The organism is Kitasatospora sp. NPDC094028, from assembly GCF_049543595.1.
In the GTDB taxonomy this organism is placed as follows: Bacteria; Actinomycetota; Actinomycetes; order Streptomycetales; family Streptomycetaceae; genus Kitasatospora.
In genome coordinates, this window is the sequence record NZ_JBMVFA010000002.1 from 336,191 (window position 1) to 348,382 (window position 12,192).

Annotated in this window: 15 protein-coding genes; 11 read left to right on the plus strand and 4 right to left on the minus strand. The window is 71.9% G+C overall.

The window, feature by feature from the left end:
* The first annotated feature begins 63 nt into the window (after window positions 1-63).
* The 5 genes from ACPC54_RS04540 (at window position 64) to ACPC54_RS04560 (ending at window position 4,636) form a co-directional block, all read left to right on the plus strand.
* Window positions 64-453: an SCO3933 family regulatory protein gene (locus tag ACPC54_RS04540; RefSeq protein ID WP_498961097.1), complete on the plus strand. Its 390-nt coding sequence runs from the start codon at window positions 64-66 to the stop codon at window positions 451-453.
* A 32-nt stretch (window positions 454-485) separates the two neighbouring features.
* Window positions 486-704 carry a hypothetical protein gene (locus ACPC54_RS04545; RefSeq protein ID WP_498961099.1) on the plus strand — a complete coding sequence of 73 codons (219 nt, stop codon included), beginning with the start codon at window positions 486-488 and terminating at the stop codon, window positions 702-704.
* The gene (locus ACPC54_RS04550) at window positions 704-2,149 is read left to right on the plus strand and encodes an FtsK/SpoIIIE domain-containing protein (RefSeq protein WP_498961101.1); all 1,446 of its coding nucleotides are present in this window, start codon (window positions 704-706) and stop codon (window positions 2,147-2,149) included. The genes ACPC54_RS04545 and ACPC54_RS04550 overlap by 1 nt, the downstream gene beginning before the upstream one ends.
* Before the next feature lie 42 nt (window positions 2,150-2,191).
* Window positions 2,192-3,049 carry a DUF2637 domain-containing protein gene (locus tag ACPC54_RS04555; RefSeq protein ID WP_498961103.1) on the plus strand — a complete coding sequence of 286 codons (858 nt, stop codon included), beginning with the start codon at window positions 2,192-2,194 and terminating at the stop codon, window positions 3,047-3,049.
* 111 nt (window positions 3,050-3,160) lie between these two features.
* Window positions 3,161-4,636, plus strand: coding sequence for a replication initiator (locus ACPC54_RS04560; RefSeq protein WP_498961105.1), 1,476 nt, complete (start codon window positions 3,161-3,163; stop codon window positions 4,634-4,636).
* Between the two features lie 123 nt (window positions 4,637-4,759).
* On the opposite strand, the gene ACPC54_RS04565 is transcribed toward ACPC54_RS04560, so the two are convergent.
* A complete protein-coding gene (locus ACPC54_RS04565) occupies window positions 4,760-6,331 on the minus strand; it encodes a recombinase family protein (RefSeq protein WP_498961107.1) in 1,572 nt (523 codons plus the stop codon).
* Window positions 6,332-6,380: 49 nt separating this feature from the next.
* On the opposite strand from ACPC54_RS04565, the gene ACPC54_RS04570 reads away from it, so the two are divergent.
* From ACPC54_RS04570 to ACPC54_RS04580, 3 genes are all read left to right on the plus strand, one after another.
* Window positions 6,381-6,560 (plus strand): thiamine biosynthesis protein ThiC, encoded by a 180-nt coding sequence (locus tag ACPC54_RS04570; protein ID WP_498961108.1) that lies wholly within the window; start codon window positions 6,381-6,383, stop codon window positions 6,558-6,560.
* Between the two features lie 113 nt (window positions 6,561-6,673).
* A complete protein-coding gene (locus tag ACPC54_RS04575; protein WP_498961110.1) occupies window positions 6,674-6,904 on the plus strand; it encodes a FitA-like ribbon-helix-helix domain-containing protein in 231 nt (76 codons plus the stop codon).
* Window positions 6,901-7,308: a type II toxin-antitoxin system VapC family toxin gene (locus ACPC54_RS04580; RefSeq protein WP_498961112.1), complete on the plus strand. Its 408-nt coding sequence runs from the start codon at window positions 6,901-6,903 to the stop codon at window positions 7,306-7,308. The genes ACPC54_RS04575 and ACPC54_RS04580 overlap by 4 nt, the downstream gene beginning before the upstream one ends.
* A gap of 368 nt (window positions 7,309-7,676) precedes the next feature.
* Here the strand turns inward: ACPC54_RS04580 and ACPC54_RS04585 are convergent, their stop codons facing one another.
* A complete protein-coding gene (locus ACPC54_RS04585) occupies window positions 7,677-8,513 on the minus strand; it encodes a helix-turn-helix domain-containing protein (RefSeq protein WP_498961115.1) in 837 nt (278 codons plus the stop codon).
* Window positions 8,514-8,615: 102 nt separating this feature from the next.
* Here ACPC54_RS04585 and ACPC54_RS04590 point away from each other — a divergent pair, with 102 nt between their 5' ends.
* Window positions 8,616-9,584, plus strand: a complete 969-nt coding sequence (locus tag ACPC54_RS04590) for an aldo/keto reductase (RefSeq protein WP_498961117.1) — start codon at window positions 8,616-8,618, stop codon at window positions 9,582-9,584.
* Between the two features lie 27 nt (window positions 9,585-9,611).
* On the plus strand, window positions 9,612-9,797 hold the full coding sequence (locus ACPC54_RS04595) for a hypothetical protein (RefSeq protein WP_498961119.1): 186 nt from the start codon (window positions 9,612-9,614) through the stop codon (window positions 9,795-9,797).
* Between the two features lie 98 nt (window positions 9,798-9,895).
* Here the strand turns inward: ACPC54_RS04595 and ACPC54_RS04600 are convergent, their stop codons facing one another.
* On the minus strand, window positions 9,896-10,285 hold the full coding sequence (locus ACPC54_RS04600) for a VOC family protein (protein ID WP_498961121.1): 390 nt from the start codon (window positions 10,283-10,285) through the stop codon (window positions 9,896-9,898).
* A 131-nt stretch (window positions 10,286-10,416) separates the two neighbouring features.
* On the opposite strand from ACPC54_RS04600, the gene ACPC54_RS04605 reads away from it, so the two are divergent.
* Window positions 10,417-11,316, plus strand: coding sequence for a LysR family transcriptional regulator (locus ACPC54_RS04605; protein ID WP_498961123.1), 900 nt, complete (start codon window positions 10,417-10,419; stop codon window positions 11,314-11,316).
* Between the two features lie 12 nt (window positions 11,317-11,328).
* Here ACPC54_RS04605 and ACPC54_RS04610 read toward each other — a convergent pair whose 3' ends face one another.
* Entirely contained in the window at window positions 11,329-12,063 is a 735-nt protein-coding gene (locus ACPC54_RS04610) for a hypothetical protein (protein ID WP_498961125.1), read from the minus strand.
* Between the last annotated feature and the right edge of the window lie 129 nt (window positions 12,064-12,192).

The window sequence follows — 12,192 nt, forward strand, 5'->3', positions numbered from 1 at the left end:
GCTTAGCGGTCTAGCGGGGCCGGCGTCCTCCGGTCCCTCCACCTCCCACCCCTGGAGTCCTTCATGGCTCGTATCACCATCCGCCCCGACCTGACCGGCACCTCCCACCTGCTCGCCACCCCTGCGGCGGTGAAGATGGCCGACGCCGCCACGGGTCAGGTCGCCACCGACCGCGAGAGCGGCGCGACCCTCTACACGGTCCAGCTCCTGGAGACCTACGAGGGCACGGCTCAGCTGATCAAGGTCACCGTTCCGGAGAGCGAGGCGCTCCTCGCGCTGACTCCGGGCAGCATGGTCCGGCCGGTCGGCCTGATCGCCACCCCGTGGGCGAACCTTTTCAACGGTCAGGTGAGCCACGGCGTGGCCTACCGGGCTGAGGCCCTGGTGGCTGCCACCCCGGCGGCCCCGGCGTCGAAGTCGGCTGCCAAGACCGCCGAGCCCGTCGCCTCGTGACCGGCATCGGCCCCGACCGGATCGTCGGGCCCGTGGACTCCCCGTCTGCGGGCCCGGCCCCGGCCCCCTCCCCGGCGGCCTACCCGCTCCCGGCTCCGGACGCTGACCCCCGGTTCACCTTCGGCCTGGTCCTTGACCTCGCGGCCGTCCTCGCCGAACACGGCTACCCGCCGATCACCTCCGGCAAGGACCTGGTGAACCTGCAACAGGCCCTCTTCCGCTTCCTCTACCACCTCAAGGACCCCGCCTGATGAACGCCTCCCCGCCCCCGACCGCCCCGCACCCGGCCACCCCGGGTGTCCTGGGCCCGATCGGCTCCGTGCCGTCGTGGCTGCCCTACGTCGTCGGTGCCGCCGTGCTCGCCCTGCTCGCCTGGCTGATCGTGATCGGCGTGCGCTACCTGTCCGCCGACACCGAGACGCGCCGCTCGATCCGCCAGGCCGCCCGCATCCGCCGCACCTGGCCGCGCCTGGCCCGCAACCTCGGCCTGGTCACCACCGACCGCACCCCCACCTTCCTCCAGTCCCTCGCCACCACCGGGGACAAGAAGCCCGAACCCCGCACCCTCACCCCCAAGCTCCACACCAAGACCGACCCGTACGGCGTCACGGTCACCGTGAAGACGGTTCCCAAGATCGGCCTGGAGGAGTTCCAAAAGCGCGCCGACCACCTCGCCGACGCCTGGGAATGCACCCGCGTCTCCGTCAACCCGGACGGCCCCGGCAAGCTGCGCATCCGCGCCGTACGCCGCGAACCCCTCTTCGAGCCCTACGCCTACACCCCTGACGGCAAGCCCCCGGCCGACCTGTCCGTGTGGGACCTGGGCATCGACGAGTACGCCCTCGCCTCGGTCCTGCGCATGTCCAACGTGCCCGGCGTGTGCGTCGCCGGCCTTCCCGGCTACGGCAAGACCAGCCTGATCAACGGCCTCATCTCCCGCCTCGCCCCCTCCGGCGCAGTCCAGTTCGCCGTGGCGGACGGCAAGGTGTCCGAAGCCCACGAAGGCGACTACGCCGACGTCGTGAACCGCCTGTTCGCCTTCGTCGGTGACGACCTGGAAGCCGCGAACAAGCTCTTCGACCGCCTGGTGAAGCTGCGGCGCGCACGCTCCTCCTCGATCCGGCGCGTGCTGGGCACCACCAACATGTGGTCCAAGGGCCCCAGCACGGCGTGGCCGCTGGTCGTCCTGGTGATCGACGAAGCGCACACCTACTTCCGCGACTACAAGGGCTCCGACCCCGCCACCAAGCGCCTCGCCGCCCTGGCTCAGGACAACGCCCGCCTGGTCGAAGACCTGGTCAAGAAGGGCCGCTCGGTGGGCATCGTGGTCGTCCTGGCCACGCAGAAGGCCACCGGCGACGCCATCCCCACGTTCATCCGCGACGTGTGCCCGGTCTCGCTGTCGTTCGCCCAGAAGACCACCGACGCTGCGGTGGCCGCTCTCGGCGAGGACATCCGCAACTGGCCGGAGGCCAACCCGGTATCGATGCAGGACCCCGGCTTCGTCGGCGTCGCGTCCATGGTCCGCCAGGGCCAGGAAGGCTACACCCGCATCCGCATCCCCTACGTCGAACCCGAGCACGTCGCCCGCGTCGCCGAAGGCTCCGCGCACCTGACGGCCGACCCGTTCGAGCTGCTGGCCCTCCAGACTGGGCCGAACCTGCTCAAGGACACCGACCTCGACACCATCGCCTGACCATGACCCTCCCAACCGATAGACCAGAAAGGAGAGTTGGCGATGACCGCCACCACCCCCGCCGCACCCGGCACCACCCGTGCGGGAACGTTCACCCGCGTCACGGTCACGATCGTGATGGCGGTCATCGCCTCCCTCGCCTTCGTCTTCTCCTTCGGCAACGTCTGGGCCCTCGCCCTGCGCCTGGGCGTCCCCCACCCGATCGCGCCCCTGATCGCCCCCATGGTCGACCTGTCCGTCGTCGGCCTCCTCGTCGCCCTCCACCACCTCGTCCTGACCGGCACCGAGCCGGACCAACTCCGCTCCGCCACCCGGCTGATGCACCTGTGCGGCGCTCTCACCCTCGCCCTCAACACCGCCGAACCCGTCATCGCCGGCCACTACGGACGCGCCTGCCTCGACACCGTCGCCCCCGCCCTCCTCCTCGGCTGGGGAGCGGTCGGCCCCGACCTCCTGCGCCACCTCGCCACCCCAACACCCAACCCCAGAAAGGAACTTGCGCCTGACACCATCGACCCCCTGGCCCCGACTCCTGCCCTGCCGACCCCACCGGCCGACCAGCCCACCCCGGCACCCGAACCCACTGCGCCCGCTGCGGATACGGCCCCGCAAGCCCCGCCGACCCCGCCCGCTGAACCCCTGGCGGAGCCCGAACCCGATCCGGATGCCCAGCCCGAGCCCATCGCGGCGCCCGCCCCGGCCGCTGAGCCCCAGGCCCCCGCGTCCCCGGTCCTGCCGGATGTACCGGCTCCGCTCCTCGGAGCCGCCCGCCGCATCGCCGACGACCACCGCGCTCGCACTGGCGACGTGATCACCCCTGGCGAACTGCGCGCGCGCCTCGGCGTCCCGCCCCGCTTGGCCGACGCCGTCCACGCCCACCTGGCCGCCGTCCCCGCCTGATCGCCCCACCCCCCTCGCCTCGCGCCGACCGCGAGCACCACACCCCTCGTGGTCGGCGCGACGGCACCCCCATGCCCCAAACCCCTCTCGACTGCCCGGAAGGACAGAGCCGTGACCGATCTCCACCCCGATCTCCTCGACCTGCGCGCGGTCGCCTCACTGGCCGCCCGGGACCTGGTCCACCTCGCCAACCGCGACGACTTCGACCGCATCGAGGCCACCGTCGAGCGCCTGGCCGGCTGCGCCCGCCCCATCCAGCTCACCGGCAGCACCTCCACGTTCGACAAGGCCACCGGCGAACTCCTGCGGCACTACTCCAGCACCGCCGAACCGCTCGGCCGCACCCTCATCGCCTGCGGCAACCGCCGCGCAACCCGCTGCCCCTCCTGCTCTCGCGTCTACGCCGCCGACACCTACCAGCTCATCCGCGCGGGCCTCGCCGGAGGCAAGGGCACCCCCGACGCCGTCCGCACCCACCCGCGCGTCTTCGTCACCCTCACCGCCCCCAGCTTCGGCCCCGTCCACAATCGCCCCACCACCCGCACCGGCAAGCCCTTCCCCTGCCGCTGCGGCACCCTCCACCCCGCCGACGCCCCGATCCTCGGCACCCCCACCGACCCCACCACCTACGACTACGCCGGAGCCGTCCTCTTCAACGCCCACGCCGGAGCCCTCTGGGCCCGCTTCACCACCTACCTGCGCCGCGAAGTCGCCCACGCCGCCGGACTCACCCTCACCGAACTGCGCGACGAGTGCCGCGTCTCCTTCGCCAAGGTCGCCGAATTCCAAAAGCGCGGCCTGGTCCACTTCCACGCCATCGTCCGCCTCGACGGCCCCGAAGGCTCCACCTCCACCCCGCCCGCCTGGGCCACCACCGACCTCCTCACCGACGCCGTCCGCATCGCAGCCGCCAAGGTGGCCATCACGGTGACCGGAGACTCCATCGGTGAACGCGTCCTGCGCTGGGGCGAACAGCTCGACGTCCGCGTGATCCGCCGACCCGACGCCGCCGACCGCGACGACACCCCGCTCACGGACGCCGCCGTGGCTGGCTACGTCGCCAAGTACGCCACCAAATCCGCGGAGGGCACCGGCACCATCGACCGCCCCCTCTACTGCACCCCGTGCAAGGGACGCGGACGCACCCCCACCGACAACGGTGACACGGAATGCCGCTCGTGTGAGGGCACCGGCCTGGCGGAACCCATCGCGGACCTCAAGGTGGCCGCACACGTCCGCCAGATGATCCGCACCTGCTGGGACCTCGGCCGTCGCGTCACCGACTTCGCCGACCTCAAGCTCACCAAGTGGGCCCACATGCTCGGCTTTCGGGGCCACTTCTCCACCAAGTCCCGCCGCTACTCAACCACCCTCGGCACCCTCCGGGGAGTGCGCCGCACCTGGCAGAGCGAACAGGCCCGCATCCGCGCCGGACACCCGCCCCTCGACCCCGACACCACCCTCGTCGTCTCCGACTGGCGATACCTCGCCACCGGCTACACCCCCGGCGAAGAACTCCTCGCCCAAACCGTCCGCCACAACCGCGCCACCGCACAGCGCCTCAAGCGAGAAGGGGACTTGCAGTGACCACGATGACTGACCGCCGCTCGGCGTCCCGCCTCTGCGACGACGAGGCCGTTGAGCGCTGGATCGAGAAGCACTTGGCCACGGCCCCGCGCTTCTCGGATGACCAGCTTCGGGAGATGGGCCTCATTCTTGGAGTGCAGCTGACCCGGCGGTCTTCCACACAGGGATGAGCTGGTTCACGTCGAACGGCTTGTTCCCCATGCCACCCGGCACGGCGATGACCGCATGCAGAGCCTTCTTGATCAGCTCCCGCTTCTGCGTCAGCGTCCTTGACTTCCACTCCTTCTCGACGTCGGCCGTCGCCTCCTCGGCGGCGGCCTTCGCCGCTAGGTTCTTCGCCTGGTCGGCCCGGAGTTCCTTGATGGTCTTCTCGACCGCTGGCAGGTTCCGGAAGAACTGCTCGTCGTCGATCTCGCCCGCGTTCCAACGCTGTTCGAGCGTGGCCCTGCGCCGCAGTGCGCCTTGCAGTTCTTCTTCCCGATCCCAGTCCGGGACCTCCTTGACCGCTGCTGCGGCGTCCGCCTTCAGCTTGGCCAGGACGAGCCGCGTGATGTGCTTGTCCGTCTCGTCACCGCGCTTCCAGATGCCGTTGCAGCCGCCGTCCACGGTCTTCTTACAGCTGTATCCGTGCTCGTACTTCACCCACTGGTTGGCCTTCTCGCCCTTCATCTTGGCGTTGCACTTCGTGCCGTCCTCCAGTGTGTTGCCGCAGCGGAGGATGCCGGTCAGCAGGTACTTGTGAACGAGCTTGCCCTTGGGCTGGCCCGTCCCCCCGCGAGTCCGAATGGCGGCCACAACGCCGAACCATTCCTTCGGCGTGATGATGGCCTCCCACTCGCCGACGATGGGTTGATCGTCACCATCGCGGACCAGTTCTTCGCCGACCTCGCGGTATCCGCAGAGCCGCGCGTTCATGAGTACCTGCTTGACGCTCTGGTACTGGAACAGGTTGCCCCGCGCCGTGAGGTATCCGGCGTCCTTCCACCGCCTGGTGATCTCCGAGATGGACGCCCCGGCGATCACATCGGTAACGGCCTTGTGGATGGCGTCTGCCTCCTCCTGCCGGAGGGAGATCCTGTCCTCATCCCATCCGAACGGCCGCCAAGCGGAGACCGACTGACCGCGCAGGGCGCGGCTGCGGTGGCTGGCTCGCGCTCGCCGCTGCTTCTTCCTTGTCTCGGCGAGCGACATGGCGACACCGAGTAGACCCTTGATCTCGAAGCCTTCGGCGTAGAGGTCCTGGTGCCCGTTGGAGTCCCAGTACACCCGTCCCTCGGTTGCGGTGAACGAGCGGAGGTAACGCTCCCAGTCGCCTGGCCGACGGTAGAGGCGATCATCGTTCACCGCCATCACGCCGTGGATGGGGTAGCCCTCGGGGGTGCGCCCCGCGCTCAGATCCGTGAGCATCTGCTCGAAGTCGTCGCGGACGACCTCTTCCTTGCTCGCGCTCTTGTCGTTGTCCGTGTAGCGGTAAACGATCAACCACCCGAACGCCTTCGCCTTGTCGGTGAGGTCGCGGTGTTGGTCCTCGATGCCGTGGGCGTCCTTGGCGCGGCCGTCGAACGAGATGCGCGCGTAGCAGACCACGCACTTCATGCCGGGGTTGGCTTCGAGCATGGCCAGCACCTCGGCGACCGATGGCAGGTCCGCCGGCGCTCCCCTGAGCTTGCTGATGACCTCTTCGCGCGCTGCCATGTGTGGGCCCCCTCGGTTGCACTGAGAACTTCAGCCAGCAGATTAGCCCATGTCGCCTTTGTTGAAGTTCTGCTCGATGAAGATCTCCCAGAAGATCCGCGACGAGCACGGCGACGGCGCCACCGCCGTCACCACCGACTTCGACGCCGAGGCACTGGCCGGCATGCAGGCCAAGTCCGAGGAGTTCGCCGCTCAGGGCAACCGGGTCTACCTCCCGCTCGCCGACTGACGCAGCACCCCCCGGAGCGCCGTCCCGACCACCTCGGGGCGGCGCTCCGGCGTTCCGGCTCCGGACGCCCTCCACTATCTGCATTTTGCAGATGATGGAGCTAGAATGCAGACATGACTGCCCTCACGATCCGGGACGTCCCGGACGACCAGATCCAGACCCTGAAGGTCCGCGCGGCACAGGCCGGCAAGTCGCTGCAGGCGTTCATGCAGGACCTGATCGCCAGGGAGGCCTCCAGGCCCACGATGGCGGAGATGATGGACAGGCTGAACCGGGAAACCACTGCCGACGTCAGCGCCGCCGACGTTCTTGCTGCCATCGACGAAGGGCGAGCCGGGCGTTGATCGTCATTGACTGCTCCGCCCTCGTCCTGGTTCTCACGGCCCACGGTTCGGGCGGGGAGCTCATCCGCAGCCGCGTGGCCGAGGCTGGGGACGTCTACGCTCCCACCCTCCTCGACTACGAGATCCAGTCGGCCCTCCTCGGCATGCAGCGTGGCGGCAAGCTGACCGAGAGGGAAGCGGAGAGGTCGATCGCCGCGTACCGGATGCTTCCGATCGTCAAGCGGGAGACGCTGCCCTTCTGGGACCGAGTGAGGAAGCTGCACGCCAACCTCAGCGCCTACGACTCCCAGTACGTCGCCCTGGCGGAAGCCCTGGGCGTGCCACTGATCACCAGCGACGCGAGGATCGAACGCAGCGGCGCGGCGAAGTGCGAGATCGAGGTCTTCGCCTCCATCCACCTCTGACTGACGCACCCCCCGGAGCGCCGTCCCGACCACCTCGGGGCGGCGCTCCGGCGTTCCGGGGTTCCGCCAGGTCAGCCGCTGGAGTGGTGCGTGGTGGCCAATGTGGCGGGCCGGACCAGCACCTGGAGAACTTCCGGATCAAGGGGCTCTACAGCCCGGCGGTGCGCCGGGTGAAGGAGGTCGGCAGGTACTGGAACCGGAACCGGGTCTGGTGCTGCCCGGAGCTGATCCGGCCCTGGATCGACCGGTGGAACGCCCACGCCCCGGGCGCGCCGTTCGAGGAGTTCCCGCCGTGGCCCGTCCGGCGGACGTACGGCCACGACGAGCGGTGCCCGCACGGAGCTTCCCAGGGCGTGACGCCGGGGGCGTCAGGAGATGGCGCGCAGGCGCTGCGGGCCGGGGTGGCGGAGCTGGTCGAGGGCCCGGGCGGTGGCGTCGTCGGCCGGCAGGTAGACGGTCAACTGCTGGGCGTCGGCGGCGAGTTCCATGGTCTCGCGATGGAACCTGAGCTGCTGCCCGGCGGGGTGGTCGAGGCGCAGGACGTCGCGGCGCGGGACGGTGTGGCGGTTGAGCCGGGCGGTGAAGTCGGGGCCGGCGACGGGGGCGAGTTCGGTGGTGAGCCACTCGGAGTTCTCGACGGACGGGCCGAGCCAGAGGTCGAAGGCCTGCTCGTCGGCGACGTCGTCCCAGTCGGGGAAGAGCGTCCGGGCGGCCGGGTCGGTGAAGACGTAGCGGGTGAGGTTCGGGGCGTCGGTGTCGAGCAGGCCGGCGGCGCCGAGGGTGAGTTCGTAGCCGCTGGTGCGGGCGAGCACGTCGCCGAGCCGGTTGGTGACGGCGGCGACGCCGGGTTCGAGGAGGCGCAGCGTGGTGAGGACGGTCGGGCGGACGTCGCGGCGCGGGGGTGCGGGCCGGGTGCGGCCGGCGCACTCGCCGCCGGTGATCTTGGCGAGGTAGCGCAGGTGGGTGCGTTCGGCGGGGGCGAGGCTGAGGGCGTCGGCGAGCGCGTTGACGATCGGTGTCGAGGGGTTGCGGTCGCGGCCCTGCTCGATGCGGGTCAGGTACTCGACGCTGATGCCGGCCCGTGCGGTGAGGTCGGAGCGCCGCAGGCCGGGTGAGCGGCGCCGGCCGTGGTCGGGCAGGCCCAGCGCCTCCGGCTGGATGCTGTCGCGCTTGGCCCGGACGAAGTCCCCCAGTGGTGTCCCCATGGGCAGCAGCGTACGGCGCGCGGCGGTGCTCAGCCTGGCCCTGCGGGGGCCAGCCCGGGCGCGGCCTGGTTGCGGGCGTCGGCCGGGCGCAGGGTGACGGCCATGGAGTACATCAAGCTCGGTGACACGGATGTGACGGTCAGCCGGATCGCACTCGGCTGCATGGGGTTCGGCGACCCGGCGCACGGGCACAACCCCTGGGCCCTGGGCGAGGAGGGCGCGGCGCCGCTGTTCCGCAGGGCCGTCGACCTGGGCATCACCCTGTGGGACACCGCGAACGTCTACGGCGGCGGCACCTCGGAGGAGATCGTCGGCCGCGCCGTGCGCCGGTACACCCGGCGCGAGGACGTGGTGCTCGCGACCAAGGTCGGCCTCCCGGTGCACGACGGCCCCGGCGGCTCCGGGCTGTCCCGGCGGGCGGTGCTCGACCAGGTGGACGCCTCGCTGCGGCGCCTCGGCACCGACCACATCGACCTCTACCAGATCCACCGGTTCGACCCGGGCACGCCGGTCGAGGAGACGGTGGCGGCCCTGCAGGAGGCGGTGGCGGCGGGGAAGGTCCGTCACCTCGGCGCCTCGTCCATGTGGGCGTGGCAGTTCGCGAAGCTGCAGCACGTCGCGCAGCGGCTCGGCGGGCCGGGCTTCGTGTCGATGCAGAACCAGTACAGCCTGGTGCAGCGCGAGGACGAGCGGGAGATGTTCCCGCTGCTGGCCGACCAGGGCGTCGGCAGTCTGCCGTGGTGCCCGCTGGCCTCGGGGCGGCTGGCCCGCCCGTACGGGCAGGGCACCGAGCGCTCGGCGAGCGACCCGGTCGGGCGGCGCTTCTTCGAGGGCGTCGACCGGCCGATCGTGGACGCCGTGCAGCGGGTCGCTGCCCGGCGCGGCCTGCCGATGGCGCAGGTGGCGCTGGCCTGGGTGCTCGGTAACCCGGCCGTCGCCGCGCCGGTCATCGGCGCGACCCGGCCGGCCCACCTGGACGACGCGGCCGCGGCCGTCGCCGTTCGCCTCGACGCCGACGAGACGCAGGCCCTGGAGGCCGGCTACACGCCCCGCCGTCCGACCGGTTTCTGAGCCGAAGTCGGGCCCTAGGCTCGGGCCATGACGCTCTACTTCGACCCCACGGCCGGTCTCGGCGAGGACCGCGAGGCGTTCCGCGGCCGGTGGGAGGACCGGCTCTGGCTGAACGTCCCCGGGCCGTTCTACGGCGGCGGGACCGACAACTGCTGGACCGGCCGGCTGTCCGCGCCCCGGCACGTGCTGTACGGGGGCGAGTTCCTGTCCTAGTACGTCTACCGGCAGCCGGGGACCTGCGGGTCTACCTGTACTGGCTGGAGGAGGGTCGCTCGCCCGAACCGGCGGACCGGCTGCCGGAGTTGTCGCGCTCAGGCGCTCGGCGCGTCCTGGGGGTACCAGCGGAGTTCGACGGTGTTGCCGTCCGGGTCCCGGACGTACAGGGAGGTGGCGGTGCCGCGGGCGCCGTAGCGGGGGCCGGGGCCGTCGAGGACGGTGAAGACGCCGGAGTCGACGACCTCCTGCCAGTCGAGGGGTTCGACGGTGAGGCAGATGTGGTCGACGTTGGACTCGTGCCGGGGGCGGTGGAACAGGTCGATGATGGTCCCGGCGCTGACCCGGACGGAGGGGAAGGACACCTTGCCGGCCCGCCACTCGTCGACCCGGACGGGCTCCAGGCCGAGCAGGCCGGTGTAGAACTCCAGGGACCGCTCGATGTCGGCGACGTTGAGGACGAGGTGGTCGAGGGCGATGACGCGCATGGTGGCCGGCTCCACGGGGTGAGGGGGTCGTCGTGGTGACGGGTTCCACGATGCTCCGTCCCGGGCCGGGCTTCAACGGCTGATCACCGTACGATCGTTGAGCTGGATTCAACGATCGAGGGGGCGGCGGGATGCTGGAGCGGCTGGAGACCGAGGTCTTCCTGGCCCTGGCGGAGGAGTTGCACTTCGGCCGGACGGCCGAGCGGCTGCACCTGACCACCGGGCGGGTCAGCCAGGTGGTGAAGCAGCTGGAGCGCCGGATCGGCGGGCCGCTGTTCGAGCGCACCAGCCGGTCGGTGCGGCTCACGGCGGTGGGCGCGCGGCTGGTGGAGGACCTGACGCCGGTGGTGGCCGCGATGGAGGCGGCGGTGCGGCGGGCGGTGGACGCCAGCCGGGGAGTGTCGGGCGGGCTGCGGGTGGCGTTCCTCGGCGAGTCGACGGCGCCGGTGCTGCTGCGGGCGGTGGCGCTGTTCGGCGAGCGGCACCCGGACTGCCGGGTGGACGTGCGCGAGGTGCAGCTGACCGACTCCCGGGCCAGCCTGCTGGACGGCACGGTGGACGTGCTGATCGCCTCGTACCCGTTCGACGGGATGGACCGCGGTCCGGTGCTGCTCACCGAGCGGCGGGTGCTGGCGGTGGCGGCGGCCCATCCGCTGGCCGGGCGGGAGTCGGTGTCGCTGGAGGTGCTGGCCGAGCACCCGGTGGTGCAGTACCCGGAGGTGACCTCGATCGGCTTCAAGCGCGACCGCACGCCGGACCGCACGCCGTCCGGCCGGCCGGTGCCGAAGGGCCCGGCCGGGCGGACGTTCTCGGAGATGCTCAGCCTGGTGGCGCTGGGCCGGGGCGTGCTTCCGGTCGGCGAGCACTCCCGCCGCTACTACCCGCGCCCGGACGTCGCGTACGTGCCGATCCACGACGCGCCGCCGATCGAGCGCGGCCCGGTCTGGCTGCCGGGCAACGGGACGGCGCGGGTGCGGGAGTTCGTCCGGGCCGCGGCGGAGGCGGCCGCGGCCGTGCGCCCGGCGTCGTGAGCCCCTACCGGGTCAGCCGACGTCGTCGGGCCCGGTGAAGTCCGGGCCGCTGAAGGACGGCGACTCGTACCCGGGGCCGCTGAAGTGCGGCGCCGGCCTGCCGGGGACGGCCGGCAGGGCGGCGTGCAGGTACGGCAGCAGGCCGCGCTCGCGCAGCGCGGTGCGCCATTCCCGGCGGGCGTCGGCGAGTTCGGCGACGAGCTCGCGGTCGGTGCCGGCCGGGGCGGTGGTGGCGCCGTCGCGCAGGGCGGTGAGCACCAGCCCGGTGACGCCGACCGCCATGGCGGCGACGCCCGCGGCGAGGGCGGCCCAGCCGGCGGTGGCGAGGGAGCGGCCGAGCGCGAGCGTGGAGTCGGCGGCGCGCAGCGGGTAGCCGATCAGCAGCAGGGCGATGCCGGCGGTCCAGGCGAGGATCGGGGTGAGCACGGTGAGGACCGGGAACAGTCCGGCGCCGCCGCCTCCGGTGCGCAGCTGGGCGCGCAGGCCGGGGGCGGTGGGTTCGGTGCCGGGGGGTGGCGGGGGCGTGCTGTGCAGGCTGTCGCGCAGCGCGGTGTAGTGGGCGTACTCGGTGGCGGCCGCGGCGGCTATCCGGTCGGCGTCGCGCAGGGCGAGGACGCGCAGCTGGGCGGTGGTGAGGGCGCCGGGGGCGCGCAGGGCGGTGAGGACGGTGCGGTCGCGCAGGGCTTCGCCGAGCAGGCGCTCGTAGTCGGGGCGGTCCTCGGCGAGCAGTGGCGGGGGGTTGGACATGGGGACCCCGTTCGGGCAGACCCCGGCCGGCGTCGGGAGGCGGGGGCCTCGGGGGGCGCCGGTGCGGGCACGGAGGCGGGCCCTGGACGGGCGGGCCGGGTGTGACGTGCCTCATGGTAGGGGCGGCCG